Origin of the sequence: Mesorhizobium sp. M0030, from assembly GCF_040323695.1 — a bacterium.
Lineage (GTDB): Bacteria > Pseudomonadota > Alphaproteobacteria > Rhizobiales > Rhizobiaceae > Mesorhizobium.
Genome location: NZ_JAMYVE010000002.1, coordinates 550,611 through 567,920, shown reverse-complemented (window position 1 = coordinate 567,920; position 17,310 = coordinate 550,611). Strand labels below are relative to the sequence as shown.

15 protein-coding genes are annotated in these 17,310 nt (G+C 61.9%); 8 read left to right on the top strand and 7 right to left on the bottom strand.

Translation table 11 applies throughout. The annotated features are described in order from the left end of the window. Positions 1 to 100 precede the first annotated feature (100 nt). The gene (locus tag NKJ80_RS06785; RefSeq protein WP_031194051.1) at positions 101 to 904 is read right to left on the bottom strand and encodes a MipA/OmpV family protein; all 804 of its coding nucleotides are present in this window, start codon (positions 902 to 904) and stop codon (positions 101 to 103) included. A 211-nt stretch (positions 905 to 1,115) separates the two neighbouring features. Between NKJ80_RS06785 and NKJ80_RS06780 the strand changes: the two genes are divergently transcribed. From NKJ80_RS06780 to NKJ80_RS06765, 4 genes are all read left to right on the top strand, one after another. After that, complete coding sequence (locus tag NKJ80_RS06780) at positions 1,116 to 1,421, top strand: ArsR/SmtB family transcription factor (RefSeq protein WP_023689559.1); 306 nt, start codon at positions 1,116 to 1,118, stop codon at positions 1,419 to 1,421. Continuing rightward, complete coding sequence (locus NKJ80_RS06775) at positions 1,418 to 1,900, top strand: SRPBCC family protein (protein ID WP_023819986.1); 483 nt, start codon at positions 1,418 to 1,420, stop codon at positions 1,898 to 1,900. Before NKJ80_RS06780 ends, NKJ80_RS06775 begins: the two co-directional genes overlap by 4 nt. Positions 1,901 to 1,912: 12 nt before the next feature. Beyond that, entirely contained in the window at positions 1,913 to 2,326 is a 414-nt protein-coding gene (locus tag NKJ80_RS06770) for an MAPEG family protein (RefSeq protein WP_023671536.1), read from the top strand. 129 nt (positions 2,327 to 2,455) lie between these two features. Continuing rightward, the gene (locus tag NKJ80_RS06765; protein ID WP_023671535.1) at positions 2,456 to 3,010 is read left to right on the top strand and encodes an HdeD family acid-resistance protein; all 555 of its coding nucleotides are present in this window, start codon (positions 2,456 to 2,458) and stop codon (positions 3,008 to 3,010) included. A 29-nt stretch (positions 3,011 to 3,039) separates the two neighbouring features. Here NKJ80_RS06765 and NKJ80_RS06760 read toward each other — a convergent pair whose 3' ends face one another. Both NKJ80_RS06760 and NKJ80_RS06755 read right to left on the bottom strand, forming a co-directional pair. Beyond that, the gene (locus NKJ80_RS06760) at positions 3,040 to 4,023 is read right to left on the bottom strand and encodes a bifunctional riboflavin kinase/FAD synthetase (protein WP_023682976.1); all 984 of its coding nucleotides are present in this window, start codon (positions 4,021 to 4,023) and stop codon (positions 3,040 to 3,042) included. A 9-nt stretch (positions 4,024 to 4,032) separates the two neighbouring features. After that, positions 4,033 to 4,893: a TIGR01459 family HAD-type hydrolase gene (locus NKJ80_RS06755; RefSeq protein ID WP_023829494.1), complete on the bottom strand. Its 861-nt coding sequence runs from the start codon at positions 4,891 to 4,893 to the stop codon at positions 4,033 to 4,035. A 336-nt stretch (positions 4,894 to 5,229) separates the two neighbouring features. Here NKJ80_RS06755 and NKJ80_RS06750 point away from each other — a divergent pair, with 336 nt between their 5' ends. The 4 genes from NKJ80_RS06750 (at position 5,230) to NKJ80_RS06735 (ending at position 10,745) form a co-directional block, all read left to right on the top strand. Continuing rightward, a complete protein-coding gene (locus NKJ80_RS06750) occupies positions 5,230 to 7,119 on the top strand; it encodes a pilus assembly protein TadG-related protein (protein ID WP_352497278.1) in 1,890 nt (629 codons plus the stop codon). 187 nt (positions 7,120 to 7,306) lie between these two features. Then, positions 7,307 to 9,280 (top strand): pilus assembly protein, encoded by a 1,974-nt coding sequence (locus NKJ80_RS06745; RefSeq protein WP_023816294.1) that lies wholly within the window; start codon positions 7,307 to 7,309, stop codon positions 9,278 to 9,280. A 155-nt stretch (positions 9,281 to 9,435) separates the two neighbouring features. Further along, positions 9,436 to 10,068 (top strand): LysE family translocator, encoded by a 633-nt coding sequence (locus NKJ80_RS06740; RefSeq protein ID WP_023671530.1) that lies wholly within the window; start codon positions 9,436 to 9,438, stop codon positions 10,066 to 10,068. Positions 10,069 to 10,214: 146 nt separating this feature from the next. After that, positions 10,215 to 10,745 (top strand): CAP domain-containing protein, encoded by a 531-nt coding sequence (locus NKJ80_RS06735; protein ID WP_023671529.1) that lies wholly within the window; start codon positions 10,215 to 10,217, stop codon positions 10,743 to 10,745. A 29-nt stretch (positions 10,746 to 10,774) separates the two neighbouring features. On the opposite strand, the gene NKJ80_RS06730 is transcribed toward NKJ80_RS06735, so the two are convergent. The 4 genes from NKJ80_RS06730 to NKJ80_RS06715 form a co-directional block, all read right to left on the bottom strand. Beyond that, the gene (locus NKJ80_RS06730; protein WP_352497277.1) at positions 10,775 to 13,393 is read right to left on the bottom strand and encodes an EAL domain-containing protein; all 2,619 of its coding nucleotides are present in this window, start codon (positions 13,391 to 13,393) and stop codon (positions 10,775 to 10,777) included. 334 nt (positions 13,394 to 13,727) lie between these two features. Beyond that, the gene (locus tag NKJ80_RS06725) at positions 13,728 to 15,263 is read right to left on the bottom strand and encodes a DHA2 family efflux MFS transporter permease subunit (RefSeq protein WP_023671527.1); all 1,536 of its coding nucleotides are present in this window, start codon (positions 15,261 to 15,263) and stop codon (positions 13,728 to 13,730) included. A 351-nt stretch (positions 15,264 to 15,614) separates the two neighbouring features. Beyond that, complete coding sequence (locus tag NKJ80_RS06720) at positions 15,615 to 16,808, bottom strand: HlyD family secretion protein (protein WP_023671526.1); 1,194 nt, start codon at positions 16,806 to 16,808, stop codon at positions 15,615 to 15,617. After that, positions 16,805 to 17,275, bottom strand: a complete 471-nt coding sequence (locus tag NKJ80_RS06715) for a MarR family winged helix-turn-helix transcriptional regulator (protein ID WP_023705728.1) — start codon at positions 17,273 to 17,275, stop codon at positions 16,805 to 16,807. Before NKJ80_RS06715 ends, NKJ80_RS06720 begins: the two co-directional genes overlap by 4 nt. Between the last annotated feature and the right edge of the window lie 35 nt (positions 17,276 to 17,310).

Here is a 17,310-nt window from a genome sequence, read left to right as displayed (position 1 = left end):
GTAATTCGTATCGTCAGCGCGCGAAGGCGTGAAAAGCTCGTCATTGCCGGGCTTTTAGCCGAGAAAGCCGCAGGAATAAAGCGTCTCTTGTTCGATTCACTTACATCGCGAAGTCGAAGCGATAGGTGGTCGAGACGCCGACCGTGAACTGGTTACGGTCGCCGCGCTCCTTGACCAGGCTGGAATCGGCGGCCGGGCCCATCAGGCGCGCATATTCGCCGAACAGGCTGGCGGTCATCGGATCGGTCACCTTCCAGGTGATGGCGCCACCAAGGCCGGTCGATTTCAGGCCGCCGCCAGGATGGTATTCGCTCAGGTCCGAGGCCGCAGCCTCCTTGGCGTTGACACCATAATAAGAGTCGAAATAGCCCGACGAGGCAAAGGACACGCGTGGTCCGCCCGAAATTCTGACAGTCGGCGTCACGTCGTAGAAAGCATCGGCGGCGATGTCGGCGACAAAGCCATCATGGGCACGAATGCCATGGCGCAGTTCGGCGCGGGCGCGCAGCCAGTCCGTCGGATAGATTTCGAAGAAGCCGCCGACCTCACCGCCCCAGCGCACCGGGTCGAGGCCCTTGAGCTCATCCTTGCTGTCGCGGGAAAACAGGAATTTTCCGGTCAGGCCGGCGCGGACGCCGCCATCGTCGACCAGCGCCAGCGAGATGTTGTCGTTGCGCGAGGTAAAGCGCGCGGCCGGGCCGGCCTTGCCCAGCGAGATGATCGGCGATGCGCTGAGCAGATAGCTGTTGGAGCCCTCGAATTTCGGCGCGACCATGCCGGTGGCGCCAAGCGTCAGGTACCAGTCGCCGGACATCCAGCCGAAGGCACCCTCGCCCGCATTGGCGGTGGACACAGTGAGCAGCGCCGAGGCGAGAAACAGCGGAATCGTCCAGACAATACGCATCATCACCCCATACGCGAAACAAACGGAGAGAACACCCGGCAGCCAGAGCCATGGCGCCGGTTCGGTAAAATTTGACTTAAAATCTACAGCAGTGGCGGCAACTGCGACCCTGTTTTTTGCGCTGTGGCCCATTTGAACAGGGCGCCGCCGGGCCTGTGGCGAGTTGACAGAAATAGCGAGGTTGCCTAAATTCGCGTTAGTGCAGACTAACATGAACAGATGGACCGCGCTTGGCGACCCGACCAGGCGGACGATCTTCGAACTGCTGGTCGAACAACCCTGTTCGGTCGGGGAATTGGCTCGTGCGCTTCCTGTCACCCGGCCGGCGGTCTCGCAGCACCTGAAGGTGCTCAAGGACGCCGGCCTCGTGGCCAACACACGGCTAGGCAAGCAACGCATCTACCGGGTCGAACCGGAAGGCTTGGCCAGCCTGCGCGCCGAACTCGACCGGTTCTGGAGCAAGACCTTGGCCGCCTACAAAGTGGTCGTCGAACAGCCCTTGAAGGAGCAGGAATGAGCACACATCAACCGCCCGTGAGGCACTCCATCCTTGTCGAGGCTCCGATCGCACATGCCTTCAAGGTCTTCACCGAGGACTTCGGCAGTTTCAAACCCAAAGAGCATAACCTGCTTGCGGTGCCGATCGCGGAGACGATCTTCGAACCCCGCGTTGGCGGTCACGTCTACGACCGCGGTGTGGATGGCAGCGAGTGCCGCTGGGCACGGGTGCTGGCCTACGAGCCGCCGAACCGACTGCTTCTGAGTTGGGATATCAGCCCTCAATGGCAGATCGAGACCAATCCGGACATGACCAGCGAGTGGGAAGTCCGGTTTACGGCGGAGACGAATAGCCGGACCCGCGTCGAGATCGAGCATCGCAATCTCGAACGTCATGGCGAAGGCTGGGAAGGCGTGCGCTTTGGGATTGACGGTGATCGAGGCTGGCCGCTGTATCTCAGGCGATTCCAAGATCTTTTTGCCAGCAAGGTGACCTGAAGGAGCACAATTATGGAACCCTATTGGCTAAGCATCCTCGGTGTACTGATCCTCTGTCTTTTGTCAGTCGCGCTGGCGGTTTACTCGGGTTCGTCCAAGGGATTTGCCGGAGCGCTTTCCGGTCCGGTGATCCCGGCCGACGACGCCAATCTCCTCTACAGGATCGACCGCGTGCATATGAACTCGGTCGAGGCGCTGGCGCCTTTTGTCGTCCCGGCGGTGCTGGCCATGATGGTTGGCGTTGGGTCGGCCACGTTGGCGACCATTGTCTGGGTTCATGTGGCGATACGCCTGCTTCACCTGGGGGTTTACCTACGCGGCGGCAATGCCGCCAAGGGTGGCAGTGTCAGAACGATCGTCTACGTCTCTGGAGCGATCGTCACGCTTGTCCTCGTCCTTGTGACTGGGTGGGCTGCCATAAATTGACACGTACGCGCGAACCTCAAGCCACCGACGCTTTGTTTGTTTTGCTAGCCGTCGCCATCGGCTGGACGTCCGCTACAGCCGGGGCTAACCTCCCGGCAAGGTGCCAGGCGATTTCGAGGAGATGCAGCCATGACCCTGCACGGTGATACCCTCAAAGATGCGATCGGCCGGACACGGGACAAATGGGGGTGGTTCGTCGCGCTCGGCGTGCTGCTGCTCATCTTCGGCGGCATTGCCTTCGGCAATCTGTTCATCGCCACCGTCGCCTCGGTCTATGTCGTGGGCTGGCTGATGCTGATGGCCGGCATCATCGAGATCGTGCATGCCTTCGGCGTGAAGACCTGGAGTCGCTTCTTCTATTGGCTGCTCAGCGGCCTACTTTATGCCGTTGCCGGTTTCTTTGCCTTCGACAATCCGCTGCTGGCCTCGACGGTGCTGACCTTGCTGCTGGCGGTGGCGCTGGTCGCTTCAGGCGCGCTCAGGGCCTGGGTCGGCTATAGCCACCGACCGGAAAAGGGCTGGGGCTGGGTCGTCGCGGCGGGCCTGATCAGCGTGCTGGCGGGGCTGACCATCGCCATGGGCTGGCCGGTCAACAGCCTGTGGGTGCTCGGCCTGTTCCTGGCCATCGACCTGATCTTCCAGGGCTGGAGCTTCATCGCTCTCGGACTGGCGTTGAAGAAGTAGGGGCTTGAAGAGGTAAGCGGCCGGAAGGCTCAAAAAGCGATGGCGCCGTCCAGATCCGAAAGCGGCCTGACGCCGGCCAGCAGCGCGCGCGCCTCCGCCTCGTCGCGCTTCATTTGTGCCACCAGCCCATCGAGCCCATCGAACTTCACCTCGGGACGCAAAAAGCCGAAGAGCGATACGTCGCAGATCTCGCCATAGAGATCGCCGGCAAAGTCGAAGACGAAGGTTTCGAGCAGCGGCGCGCCATTGTCGTCGACAGTCGGGCGACGCCCGAAGCTGGCGACACCATCATAGAGCGTGCCGTCGGCGCGGCGAAAGCGGACGGCATAAATCCCTTCCTTCAGAGTCGTTTCCGGCGAAAGCCTCATGTTGGCTGTCGGGAAGCCGAGCGTGCGGCCGAGCTGCTGGCCGCCGATCACTTCGCTTTCGACGGTGAAGCGGTAGCCGAGCAGGCCTGCGGCCTCGGCGACCTCTCCCTCGCAGAGCAGCTCGCGGATACGGCTCGACGACACCACCTCGGCGCCCTCGTCGCGAAAGGCGTCGACCAGGGTGACGCCGAAACCATGGCGCTCGCCTGCCGCCATCAGAAACGCAGGACCGCCCTGCCGGTCCTTGCCGAAGTGAAAATCGAAGCCGGTGACGGCATGGGTGATGCCGAGGTTCGTCTCCAGCACATCGGTCACGAAAGCCTCGGCCGACAGGCCGGCAAAGGCGCGCGTGAACGGCTGTTCGACGAGTGCGGCAAAGCCCAGATGCGACAGCAGCCGCGCCTTCATCGGCGGCGGCGTCAATACGAACAGCGGCATATCGGGCCTGAACACCTTGCGCGGATGCGGGTCGAAGGTCAGCACTAGCGCCGGCACGCCGCGCCGCCCGGCTTCGGCAAGCGCGCGATCGAGCACCGCCTGGTGGCCGCGATGGACGCCGTCGAAATTGCCGATCGCCACCACGCCGCCGCGCAAATGCGGCGGCAGCGGCGCGGTTGCTGAAATGTGTTCGAAAGCTGCGCTCATGCAGCAACCCTACCGCAGTCTCGGAATGACGGCGACCGGCCGGTAGCCGTGCTTTTGCAGAAAGGCTGCAAGCCTGGCGGGGTCCGGCTGCATGGGATCGCCATAGTCGCGCGCGTGAATGCCGCCCGAGACGTAAAGCACGTCGATGCCGTTGTCGGCGGCGCCCTTGACGTCGGTCATCATGCCGTCGCCGATGGCCAGCACCTCGGTGCGCGCGACGTCTCGGCCGAGAAGCACGGCAACCTCCCGCAGCGCTACGTCATAGACCGGCGCATAAGGTTTTCCGGCGATCAGCGTGCGGCCGCCAAGCTGGGCATAGTCGCGCGCCAAGGCGCCGGCGCACCAGATCATGCGCTCGCCGCGTTCGACCACGATGTCGGGATTGGCGCAGATGAAAGGCAGGTTCCTGGCGCGCAGCCGGCGCAGCAGATCGGCGTAATCCTCAGGCGTTTCCACCTCGTCGTCGAACAGCCCGGTGCAGACCGCGCCGGAGGCCTCGAACTCCTCGACGAGCTCGACGTCCAGACCGTCATAGAGGGTGAAATCGCGGTCGGCGCCGATATGGAAGATTTTTCGTGGGCCTTCGGCGATAAGGTCGCGGGTCACATCGCCTGAGGTCACGACGCGGTCGTAGGCGGCGGCGGGAACGCCGATCGCATTCATCTGCGCCACCACATCGGCATTGCGGCGCGGCGAGTTGGTGATCAGGACGACCGGGACCTTCGCCGCACGCGCGGCGGCAAGCGCTTGGGCAGCCGCCGGAAAATGCCATTCGCCATTGTGGATCACCCCCCAGACATCGCACAGGATGGCCGAGTAGGCGCCCGACAAATCCGCGAGCGAGCCGATGATATCAGGCGAATCCGCCATGCCGTTTACCTGCTGTGACGATCATTGCGAGAGCTGCAGCCGACGGTCCGCCGCAACCGGCCCCGCATTAACCGAAGCGTTTCATCCTGTCACCAGCTTTTCGGCACTTGCCAGGCTGTTGCGCAACGGGCTGATCGAAGGTTGCACAGGCAGGAACCACCCTTCTCCGAGCTTTGGTCTATCGAAACAATGTCGCACCGCTGGTCATCAGGGCCGAGTGGTTAACGAGCCTTGAAAAGATCGGCCTATGTTGAACGCATTTCAGCAACCTGAAATTTAACGATTTTGTGGGCATCTTCGGACCGATATTGGGGTCCTGGCAGGGGTGCTGAAGGCATGATCCGCAGATTTCTGAACGACAGACGCGGCAACTATGCCTTGATGACAGTGATCACCATGGTGCCCTTGATGGGCGCGCTGGCGCTTGCCATCGACTACACCGATCTCTTGCGCCAAAAGCAGAACATGCTGAACGCGCTGGATGCCGCCGGGATTGCCACGGCACAGCAGATCGTCACCGGGGCGACCGACACGGCAGTCAAGGCCTATGCGAAGGATTTCTTCGAAGCCAATCTCGGCCGCGTCAAAGCAGCCAATACGGTCCTGACGGTGACGCTTCCCAACAACAACGCAGGTGGTGGCACGCTGAAGCTGTGCGCCGAATTGACGTACCACCCCTATTTCCTGCCGGCAGCGGCCATGATGATCGGAAGAACCGCCGCCGACGTCACAACATCGGCATGCTCGGAGATCCGCCTCAAAAACACGCTGGAAGTGTCTCTCGTGCTCGACAATTCCGGCTCCATGAGCATCAACGGCTCCGGCACCGGCCAGCCGCGAATAGATTTGCTCAAGAAGGCCGCGACGGAGCTTGTCAATACAATGGCGCTCCAGGCCGCACAAATGAAGCAGGTGACCAAGCCGGTGCAGTTCTCGCTGGTCCCGTTTTCTGCGTCGGTCAATGTCGGCGCTCCGATCCCCCCGGCTCCATTGCCGACGTGGCTGGACACGACCGGCATTTCCCCGATCCATCATCAGAACTTCGATTGGTCGACGATGACAGCGGCAGCAAATGCCACCAAATGGATCGAAAAAGTAGGCAGCGTTTACTACCAGCGCGGCACGGGCTGGGGCACTGACAAAGACAAGGAGATGACGCGTTTCACCCTCTATCAGGACATGATGGCAACGACCTGTACGAAGAAAAACTCGAACGGCACTTGCAAGACCTCCGTCGTCGCCAAATACGAAGCCTGGAAGGGCTGCGTGGAGGCGAGGCCGTATCCCTATAATGACGACGACACGTCGCCGACCACTGGCACGCCCGCCACCATGTTCGTGCCGATGTTCGCGCCGGACGAAGCTGGCAATTTCTGGACCGACACAACTCGCACCAGCACATCGACGTGGGGTTACGCCAACAATTGGTGGATCGATTATTCCGACACGCTGACTGTCGCCAAACGCCAGGCGGATATGCGTAAGTATTTTCTGACAAAGCCCTGGGACGCAGCAGCCGCTGCGGCCGATGATGGACCCAATTCGGCATGCACGACCGCCGCGATCACGCCGTTGCAGGACATAACCACCACCGATGGCAAGAAAATCCTGACGGATGCCATCAATGCCATGGCCCCGACGGGCAACACCAACGTGCCGGAAGGGCTGGCCTGGGGCTGGCGGACGGTGTCGAGCAACGAGCCTTTTACGCAAGGCCGGCCGAACACCGAAAGAGGCAACGACAAAGTGGTCATCGTCCTGACCGACGGCGCAAACACCTATAGCATCGGCCCCAGCAACGACATGACCAGCAACTACGCCAAGAATGGATCGACCTACGCCGCCTATGGCTACACCGGCCCTAATTTTCCGAAGCCAGTGGAGCCTGCGACCCGCCTGTTCGTCAACACGACCCTCGCCAAGACAACCTATACGGCGACCAACTACACGGCCGCGCTTGACGAGCAGATGCAAACCCTTTGCGCCAATGCGAAGAATTCGAACATTCTCTTGATGACCGTCTCGCTCGACCTTGTTAGTTCCAAGCCGGCGGAAAAGACTGCCATAGATGCGCTCAAGAAATGCTCCTCGGATTCGCGCTTCCGCAAGGATCCGACCGACCCGAGCAAACCGGCGAAGCTGTACTGGAACGCGACCGGCGCCACCTTGTCGCAAAGTTTCAAGGAAATCGCCGACGAACTGTCGAACCTGCGCATCGTCAGCTGATCGGCGCGATCTTTCGAACAAGGCGCTCCGCCTCGGCGGGGCGTTTTGCGTTCGGCAGCTGGCGCATTTGGTTAGCGCCTGGTGAAGCGCTATCCGCGCAATCGAGCAGTTTCCCAAACCCGTCCTTCAACGTTTTGTGAAACTGTGGCGGCATTGAAGAATCCGCAGGCGGGGCCGCTTACATCACATGCGTGAACTCTGGCGCACATTCCGGCGTGACTTCTGGCGTGACCGCCGCGGCAATTACGCTCTGATGACCGTTGTGGCGATGGTGCCACTGATGGGCGGCGTGGCAATGGCTGTCGACTACACCGGCGTGGTCAGCGAGAAGCAGAGGGTGGTCAACGCGCTCGACGCCGCCAACTTCGCCACAGCGCGCCGGCTGGTGGAAGGCGCCACCGACGACCAGTTGCGGGCCTATGCGCTCGACTTCTTCAAGGCAAACCTCAACCACGTCGATCCCGCCGACACGACGCTCAGCGTTACGCTGCCCAGCAGCACGACCGGCGGCGGCATCGTCAAGCTGTGCGCCAGCCTGGTCTACAAGCCCTATTTCCTGCCGGCAGCGGCGATGCTGATCGGCAGGACGTCGGAAAACGTCACCTACTCCGTGTGTTCGCAAGTCCGGCTGAAGAACACGCTGGAAGTGGCCATGGTGCTCGACAATTCGGGGTCGATGTCGAACACGGGCACGGGTGCCGGACAAAAGCGCATCGACCTTCTCAAGCAAGCCGCCAAGCAGCTCGTCGACACGCTTGCCTTGCAGGCCGCGATGATCAAGCAGATCGACAAGCCGGTCCAGTTCAGCCTGGTGCCGTTCGCCGCCTCGGTCAATGTCGGCGCCAGCAACGACAACGCGTCGTGGATCGACGCCTACGGGCTGTCGCCCATCCACAATGAGAATTTCGCCTGGTCCACGCTTAACGCAGCCGACAAATATGCCCAGAAGATCGGCGGCATCTGGTACAAGAAAGGCACTGGCTGGGGTGAGCAGGAGGGGCAGATGCTGACCCGCTTCTCGCTCTACCGCGACATGAAGGTGGTCACCAGCCACGAGCGCATCGTCGGCAGCAAACGCGTGGTCTGCGACAAATATCGCGCCAATCATACATGCTCGGACAGCCACAACGAATACGACTACAACGACACATATGGACCGTTCGCCAGCTGGCAGGGCTGCGTCGAAGTGCGGCCCTATCCCTATAATGTCAACGACGCGCCGGCCTCCGGCGGACCGAACAACACCGGCACCGGCGTCGGCGATCCCGCGACCATGTTCGTGCCGATGTTCGCGCCGGATGAGCCGGGCAATCATTGGTACATAACGCAGGACCCCGACGAGGTGGCTCCCAAGACCTATGGCGCGGCCAACAGCTGGTGGAACGACGATCCGGCGAGCACCACCGGCAAGACCAGGCAGTCCAACATGGCCAAGTATTTCCAGCCACGGCCGATGAACGCGCCGGTGCTGGGGACGGGTGCCGGTCCGAATTACAGCTGCACCACCACGCCGATCACACCGCTGACCGACGTCGCCAACGCCGCCGGGCTGACCAAGATCAAGGCTGCGATCGACCTTATGGCGCCCAACGGCAACACCAATGTGCCGGAAGGCATGGCCTGGGGCTGGCGCACCGTCTCCAGCACGGAGCCTTTCACAGGAGGACGTCCTGAGACGGAGCGCGGCAACGACAAGGTGGTCATCGTGCTCACCGACGGCGAGAACACCTATTCGACGGTGAGTTCCGACCCCGCCGGCAACAAGTCGACCTATGCCGGCTATGGCTATACCGGCGTCGGCTACAACGGCACTGCGGTCACCCGCCTGTTCGGCGGCACGTCGAGCGCCATCGGCCAGCTCAACTATTCGTCGAGCAACTACACCGCCGCGCTCAACGAGCAGATGGCGACGCTGTGCAACAACGCCAAGGCGGCCAACATCATGGTGATGACGGTGGCGCTCGATATGTCGACGACCGACGCCGGCGACAAGAGCGCGATGGAGGCACTGAAGACGTGCTCGTCGGACTCGCGCTTCCGCAAGGATCCGACCGACCCGAGCAAGCCTGCAAAACTGTTCTGGAACGCGACCGGCGCCACGCTGTCCGACAATTTCAAGGAAATCGCCAACGAGCTCTCGAACCTGCGCGTGGTGAGCTGAGGGTTGAAGCTGCTGATCTTCCCCCTTGCGGGGGAAATTGACGGCTTCGCCGCTTTCGACATTTTTCGGCGCTGGCGCAAAGTCTCCGGCCATCATGCTCTTGCGGTGAGTCAAAACGCGTGCTCGGTATCGTCACCGCTTCCCGGAGATCGCCCGTGCCCGAAACCGCCAACCATCTCGCCTTCGCGCTGGTCTGCCTGGGCATGGTGCTGACGCCCGGGCCGAACATGATCTACCTGATCTCGCGCTCGCTGTCGCAAGGCCCGAAGGCCGGGCTGATCTCGCTCGGCGGCGTGGCGGCCGGCTTTCTGTTCTATGTCGTATCGGCTGCGCTGGGCATCACCGCGCTGCTGCTTGCCGTGCCGTTTGCCTATGACGCACTGCGCATTGCCGGCGCGCTCTATCTGCTATGGCTCGCCTGGCAAGCGGTGCGGCCCGGCGGGCGCTCACCATTCCAGGTGCGCGAACTGCCGAAGGACAGGCCGCGCAAGCTGTTCGCGATGGGCCTGATGACCAATCTCCTCAATCCCAAGGTGGCGGTGCTTTATCTGTCGCTGCTGCCGCAGTTCATCTCGCTGGGCAACGGCCATGTGCTGTCGCAGCTTCTGGTGCTCGGCGCCACGCAGATCTCGATCAGCCTGACCGCCAATGCCATCATCGCGGTAACGGCCGGTTCGATCGCCACCTTCCTTGCCGGACGGCCGCTATGGATGGTCATCCAGCGCTGGATGATGGGCACGGTGCTCGCCGCGCTGGCGCTTAAAATGGCGACCGACGCGCAACGCTGATCGGACGCAGCGCGCCGAGACTACATCGGCCGCCGACCTTCCCATTCGAATCGGCCGGCCGAACCTGCACGGAGGCCAGCGATTGAGATTTTCGCAGCCCTGCCCGGCAAAAGCCATGATCGCCGCTAAGTCAGGCAGGCATGACAATGATCTGCACCACCAATCATCCGCTCGCGCAAACCCGCTCTGGCGCAGCAAGTCCAAAACCAAACAGGCGCCTGCTGCTGATCGGCCTTGCAGCCATGGCCGGCCTCGCTGCTTGCAGTACGGTCTCGGTGCCGACCGGCGAAGGCGCCGGTGTGTCGTCCTCGGCCACCGCGACGCTGGCCGGCATCCGAGCTTCGGCCGGACTGCCGGCGCTGGTGCCGGACGCCCAGCTCGAGCAGGCCGCTCGGCAGCAGGCCGGCTATATGGCCTCACGCGAACGCATGAGCCACACGACGGGCTGGGGAAAGGATTTCGCGTCGCGGATGAAGGACAATGGGGTGCGGGGCGCCGCCGCCGAGAACATCGCGGAGGGCCGCTTCGACCAGCAGAAACTGTTCGACATCTGGATGCATTCGGCCGGCCACCGCCGCAACATGCTCGATCCGGATTTCAGCCGCTTCGGCCTCGCCTATGTACGCGACGGGCGCGACAGCGCCATCCGCTACTGGAGCCTGGTGCTCGGAAAGTAAAGACCAGCGGCTACGACGCGAGCCGGCCGTCAGCCTTTCGCGATCAACTTGCCGATATCCCCAGCCGACAGGGGTTTGCTGAAATAATTGCCCTGCACCTCGTCACAATTGTTCTTGCGCAGGAAGGCGACCTGGTCTTCCGTTTCGACACCTTCGGCCAGCACCCGAAGGTTCAACTTCTGCCCCAGGGAAATCACGGCGCCAGTGACCGCCTGATCGTTCTCGTCGGTCGCGAGATCGTTGATGAAGGACTTGTCGATCTTCAGCCGCGCCACCGGAAACGTCTTGAGGGCGCTGAGACTGGAATAGCCTGTTCCGAAATCGTCGATCGATATCTGCACGCCGAGCTTTTGCAGTCCGTTCATCGTTGCGACCGCCAGCTCGAAATCCTGCATGATCAGGCTTTCCGTCACTTCGAGCTCGAGATACCTCGCCTCCAGGCCGCTTTCCTTCAATGCGTTGACGACGCGGTCGATCAGGTTCTTCTCCCGGAACTGCCGCGCCGACACGTTGACGCAGACGGTTACGGGCGACAGACCGGCGCGCTGCCAGGCTTTGTTCTGCCGGCAGGCTTCGTGCAGGATCCAGTCGCCGAGCGGCACGATCAGCCCGGTCTCCTCGGCGGTCGGGATGAACATCGCCGGCGAAACCAGGCCTCGCGTCGGGTGGTTCCAGCGCACCAGCGCTTCGACGGCGAAAACCTGCCCCGATCGCAGATCCACCTGTGGCTGATAATGCAGAGCGAATTCCGACCGGGCGAGCGCGTTTCGCAATTCCTCCTGAAGCAGGAATTTTTCATGTGCCGTTGAGTTGAACTCCGGGGCATAGAACTGGAAATTGTCGCGGCCGAATTCCTTGGCGCGATACATGGCGGCGTCGGCATTGGCCAACAGCGTATCCGGGCTGGTCCCGTCCTTCGGGTAATTTGCGATGCCGATGCTGGCCGTCGTTCTCAGCCGATGCTCTCCGACAAGAACCGGTTCCGCGATCGCATCCCTGATCGTCTGCAGGGTTTCCGAGACCACATCGACATTGGTGGTTTGGTCGAACAGGACGATGACAAATTCGTCGCCGCCAAGCCGCACGACGGTGTCGGTGGCCTTCACGCATCCAACCAAACGGCTGGCGACGGTCTTGAGGAGTTCGTCGCCGGTATTGTGGCCAAACGTATCGTTCACCAGTTTGAAATTGTCGAGATCGATGAACACCACCGTCATCCAGCGATTGTATCGCTGCGCGTAGAGGACCGCCTGGGAAAGCCGATCCTCCAGCAAAGCGCGATTGGGCAGGCCGGTCAGCGCATCATGGTTGGCCATGAAGTGGATCTGGTCTTCCGCCAATTTGCGCTCGATCGCGATGCCGGCAATGTGTGTGGTGAATTCGATCAGGCGGGTCTCGGCATGGGTGGGTTCGCGCACGGTCATCGAATACATGGCAAAGGCGCCCAACACGACGCCCCGATGCGACAGGATCGGGGTTGACCAGCACGAACGATAGCCATGGGCTGCCGCCAGTTCGCGGTAATCGTCCCAAAGCGGATCCTGCAGAATATCGGTAACAATGACCGGTTCCCGCCGGTAGATGGCGGTTCCGCAGGATCCCACCTTGGGACCGATGGCCGCCCCATCGATGGCGCTCGTATAGGCTTTCGCCAGGCCCGGCGCCGCACCGTGACGCAAATGAATGCCGTCCTTGTCGAGCAGCAGGACGGAACCGAATATCCCCTTCAACTGAGCCTCGACGAAGCGCATGAGGCGGTCGAGCACGTCCTCCAGCGGCGCGCTCGTGGCAATCATTTCGAGGATCTGCGCCTGCCCGCTGCGAAGGACATCCGCCTGCTTGCGGGCGGTGATGTCGTGGGCAATGCCAACCAGGCCGAAGATTTCATTTTGGCGATTGCGCAACGGCACCTTCGTCGACGAAAGCCATTTGCCGTTCCCCGACGCATCGACGACAAACTCTTCCGCGTCGATCACTGGTTGTCCGCTCTTGAGCAGGCGCTGCTCGACCAGGCGAAATTTCCGCGCAACTTCCGGGGGGTGGAGATCAAAATCGGTCAAACCGATCATGTCGCTGGTCTTGTTGCGGCCGCTATCGGTCGCAAGGGCGCTGTTGACCACGACGAAACGGCTTTGCGTATCCTTGACCCAGAGATAATCGGGCACCCAGTCGATCAGCGCCTGCAGCGAAATGCGCTCGTCGACGATCTGCCGATTGGCGAGGAGTTCAGTGATGTCCTCATGCGTGGCGATCCAACTGCCATCGGGCATGGGCTGGTTACGGATCTGGATTGTGCGACCATCGACAAGTTTGGCGGTCCAGAGCCGCGAAGCCTTGCCCGAATTGATCGAGCGAGCCGTTGCGAGATAGGTGTCGGCGGCCGTCGCCGCCGTGCCGGCGGCGACGCGGCGTTCGACTATTTCGCTCAGTGTCACGCCAGGCCGCAATTCCTCGGGCGCAATGCGGTAGATTTCCGCATAGCGCCGGTTGCTCAGGATCAGCCGTTCATCGGCATCGAAAAAGCAGATGCCTTGCGAAATATTCTCGATCGCAGTCTCGAAGCGCAGGGTCTGCCCTTCGAGACCCGCAATGGTCGTGCGAAGTTCTCCCTCGAGCGTATCGTAGGAAACGTCAGCCAGTCTTGCCAATGCGGCTACGCCCACCGGCCCGCGCGCCCCGACGGATCCTCTGGATGACTTCGTGACCAAACAGACCTCCTCCGGTTTGGCACCTGAAACAAGAAAGGGCCTCTGTCGTGCCAGACGAAAGTCGACTGACAATGTTACAGATGTGCTAATTCAAGATGAACTGTAACGGAATTGGAGGCGTCAGCAACCAGATACCAAAGGTGCAAATGTCATTTCAAATCAACTTCCAACGGCTCATTATCGATATTCTTTTGCACACGCGGGTTTTGACGATCATCCGAGCAACAAATCATCAGGGGCAACCAGCTTGCTGCCAGCGCTACCGGCGCCCGCCTCAATCCATATGCGCGGCAGGAGCGGCCGCGCCGGCCGGAGCGGTCTTCGGCTTGCGCAGCAGGAAGACAAACGGAATGGCAACCAGCGTCATCACCATCAGCAGTTTGAAGTCGTTGACGTAGGAGATCATCATCGCCTGGATGTTGACCATGCGGTCCACCTGCGAAAGTGCCGTCGGATCGCCGCCTGCTGCCGCCGGCGAGGCCGCCCACAAATTGGGGTTGAACGGGTTGATGAAAGCCGACAGTTCGGTGTGATTGACCTGCGTGTTGCGCACCATGAGAACCGTCACCACCGACACACCGATCGACGAACCGAGATTTCGAACCAGGCTGAACAGGGCCGTGGCGTCGGTGCGGAAGCGCACGTCGAGCGTAGCGAAGGCCACCGTGGACAGCGGCACGAACACCATGCCCATGCCCAGGCCCTGGATGACGCCGGAGCTGAGGATCAGCCAATTGTCCATCTGCGGCGTGAAGGAGGACATGGTGTAGAGCGACTGCGCGGTGAGCAGAAAGCCGATGACGACGAGGATGCGGGCGTCGATCCTGCTCATGAGCCGTCCAACGACAAGCATCGAAATCATCGTGCCGACACCGCGCGGCCCCAGGACGACGCCGATGGTGACGGTCGGATAGCCGAAGATGGTCGACAGCATCGGCGGCAGCAGCGACATCGAGGCCAGGATCAGCACGCCCATGACGAAGATGAAAGCCAGACCGGTGACGAAATTGCGGTCGAGGAAGATCTTGGGGTCGATGAAAGGACGTTCCGCCGTCAGTGTATGGATGATGAAAACCCAGAAGCCGGTGATCGAAAGAGCAAGCTCGATCCAGATTTCGACCGAGGAAAACCAGTCGACCTCGCCGCCGCGGTCGAGCAGCAGCTGCAGCGCGCCGACGCCGAGCGAAATCATGGCGAAACCGAAGAAATCGAAGCTGCGGATCCGCCGGGCAACGACCGGCAAATAGGCTGCCATGCCGAGGAAGGCGATGATGCCGACCGGCAAATTGATGAAGAACACCCAGCGCCAGTTGAAATTCTCGGTCAGCCAACCGCCCAGCGTCGGACCCAGGATCGGCCCCAGCATGATGCCGGCGCCCCAGATGGCCATCGCCTGGCCGTGGCGTTCCCTGGGGTTGATGTCGAGCAGGAAGGTCTGCGACAGCGGCACGATGGCTGCGCCGAACACGCCCTGCATCAGCCGGAAGAACACTATGCTCTCCAGGCTCCAGGCAATGCCGCACAGCATCGAGAACACGGTGAAGCCGACAACCGCCGCCAGGAACAGTTCCTTGCGGCCGAAGCGGTCGGCCAGCCAGCCGGTCACCGGCGTCATGATCGCGGCGGCAACGATGTAGGAGGTCAACACCCAGTTTATGTTGTCGGGCGACGCGCCGAGGTCGCCGGTCATGGTCGGCAGCGCGACATTGGCAATCGTGGTGTCGAGCGCCTGCATGACCGTCGCCAGCATCAGCGCCACGGTGATCAGGCCGCGATGCGGCACTTCCTTGAAAGGTTCTGGTGTGGTCATGATGCGGAACTTCCGACAGGTTACAAAAACGTGTACATTAGGTTTCCGGGCGGCGAGGCCTTCTCTGGTGAAGAGACCCTCATCGCGGTGGGACGCGATCTATCGATGTGGGGGTTACATCGATCGAAGGTCTCGACACATCAGGCGCTTGCCGCCCGGAAATCCAAGGTCCGAAGGATGGGCGCGCCGAGATGGTCCAGGTTCTGGGCAGGCCGCGATGCGGCCCGGTCCAATCCACCCCTCGTTCAACCTGCCGTCGGACCGACCCTGTCATCTCAACTTCACCTCGCCTGCGGCGGGCGTTCTGCCGGGCCGTGATCCTGCTTTTCGAGATCACGGTCCATTCACAGTCTATTGTGCTTCGCCTGCGGTGGCGTGGCCGAAGATAGCGGGGAACCCGCGAGCAACGCCGGTATCCACCGTAACCGAGGCGCTCATACCGGTGCGCAGCGCCATTTTGGCGTCGGCATCGGTCAGCTCCAGGCGCACCGGAATGCGCTGCGTGACCTTGACCCAGTTGCCGGTGGCGTTTTGAGCAGGCAACAGCGAAAACTCCGCGCCGGTGCCGGCGCCGATCGCCTTGACGGTGGCCTCGAAAGTTCTGCCCGGATAGGTGTCGACGACGATCTCGGCCTTCTGGCCAGGCTTCATGTGGGTAAGCTGGGTTTCCTTGAAATTGGCATCGATCCAGGTGTCGCCGGTCTCGACCAACGCAAACAGCGGCGTGCCGGAACCGACATACTGGCCGATCTTGAACGAGGAGGCCTGGCTGATGACGCCGTCGGCCGGCGCCTTGACCGTGGTCTGCGCCAGATCGTAGGCGGCCTTGTCGCGCGCGGCGAGTGCGGCCATCACCGTCGGATGCTTGTCGGTCTCGATATCGGGATTGCCGGCGAGAGCCGCCTTGGCGCTGATGATGCCTTGCTCGGCAACGGCCAGTTGCTGCCTGGCTTTGTCGAGATCGTTCTTGGCCTCGTCCAGCGACGATTTGGCGTTGATGCCCTTCTGGGCAAGGTCGGCGGCGCGGTCATACTGCGACTGCGCGTAGTCGACCTGGCTGGCATCGGACTTTTCCTGCGCCAGCGCCTGGCTGTAGGCGGCGCGCAGCTGTTCGATACCGACGCGTGCGACTGCGACCGCCGCGTCGGCCTGCGCCAATGCAATCCGGTAGGGCTCGGGGTCGACGGCAAACAGCACATCGCCCTGCTTGACCTGCTGATTGTCCGAGATGCCGACCTGAACGATGCGTCCGGCGGTGTCCGAGGCGATCGACACCTTGGCCTGCTGCAAATTGGCGTTCTCGGTTTCCTGATAGCGGCCGCCGGTCACCCAGACATAACCGCCACCAATGGCCAGCGCGGCCGGCAGGGCGACCATCAGCAGCAAGCGGCCGAGGCGGCGCTTCTTGACCGGAGCCGGAGCGGGTTGAACCGGGGGAGCCACCGCGACAGGTGCTGCGGCCGGCTGTGCAGGCGCTTCGGCGGCCGGCTTTGCCGGCGTCTCGATCTTGGTTACATTCTCGTCCAGCTTGGCTGCCGCGTTCATGCTGCTGCCCCTTCCGTACTCTTCAAGGACGACGTCTCGCCGTCCGCCAGGTTTTGCACGATGGTGTCCAGCGCCCGGATAAGGACGCGGCGGTCGTCCGGCGAAACGCCGACCAGCGATTCCTCATAAACTTCGCCAGCAAGGCTTTTGACCTCGGCATAGGCCGCGTTCGCCTTGGCTGTCGGGAAGATCATGCGCACGCGCCGGTCAGTTGCGTCGGAGCGCCGCTCGATCCAGCCGCCCTCCTCCATCCGGTCGACGAGGCGTGAAACGCTGATCGGCTCGATTTCGAGAAGTTCGGCGAGGCGAGCCTGGGCGACGCCGGCCTCCTTGGCGACGCGAACCAGAAGCCGCCATTGTGCCGAGGAAAGGCCAAGACCGCTGGCGCGCGCCTCGAAGCGCTTGCGCATGAGGCGCTGCACGTCGTGGATCAAAAAGCCCAATCTATCTATGCCGTCGGAAACCATGAGCGGTATATATTATAAGCGTGCTTACCATTCAA

What these genes read in the sequence shown, in the direction of transcription:
- NKJ80_RS06765 (WP_023671535.1), top strand. Translation starts at nt 2,456, where the DNA reads ATGACCCTGCACGGTGATACCCTCAAAGATGCGATCGGCCGGACACGG.
- NKJ80_RS06715 (WP_023705728.1), bottom strand. Translation starts at nt 17,275, where the DNA reads ATGGTTTCCGACGGCATAGATAGATTGGGCTTTTTGATCCACGACGTG.
- NKJ80_RS06760 (WP_023682976.1), bottom strand. Translation starts at nt 4,023, where the DNA reads ATGAGCGCAGCTTTCGAACACATTTCAGCAACCGCGCCGCTGCCGCCG.
- NKJ80_RS06780 (WP_023689559.1), top strand. Translation starts at nt 1,116, where the DNA reads ATGAACAGATGGACCGCGCTTGGCGACCCGACCAGGCGGACGATCTTC.
- NKJ80_RS06785 (WP_031194051.1), bottom strand. Translation starts at nt 904, where the DNA reads ATGCGTATTGTCTGGACGATTCCGCTGTTTCTCGCCTCGGCGCTGCTC.
- NKJ80_RS06725 (WP_023671527.1), bottom strand. Translation starts at nt 15,263, where the DNA reads ATGACCACACCAGAACCTTTCAAGGAAGTGCCGCATCGCGGCCTGATC.
- NKJ80_RS06755 (WP_023829494.1), bottom strand. Translation starts at nt 4,893, where the DNA reads ATGGCGGATTCGCCTGATATCATCGGCTCGCTCGCGGATTTGTCGGGC.
- NKJ80_RS06720 (WP_023671526.1), bottom strand. Translation starts at nt 16,808, where the DNA reads ATGAACGCGGCAGCCAAGCTGGACGAGAATGTAACCAAGATCGAGACG.
- NKJ80_RS06770 (WP_023671536.1), top strand. Translation starts at nt 1,913, where the DNA reads ATGGAACCCTATTGGCTAAGCATCCTCGGTGTACTGATCCTCTGTCTT.
- NKJ80_RS06750 (WP_352497278.1), top strand. Translation starts at nt 5,230, where the DNA reads ATGATCCGCAGATTTCTGAACGACAGACGCGGCAACTATGCCTTGATG.
- NKJ80_RS06745 (WP_023816294.1), top strand. Translation starts at nt 7,307, where the DNA reads ATGCGTGAACTCTGGCGCACATTCCGGCGTGACTTCTGGCGTGACCGC.
- NKJ80_RS06735 (WP_023671529.1), top strand. Translation starts at nt 10,215, where the DNA reads ATGATCTGCACCACCAATCATCCGCTCGCGCAAACCCGCTCTGGCGCA.
- NKJ80_RS06775 (WP_023819986.1), top strand. Translation starts at nt 1,418, where the DNA reads ATGAGCACACATCAACCGCCCGTGAGGCACTCCATCCTTGTCGAGGCT.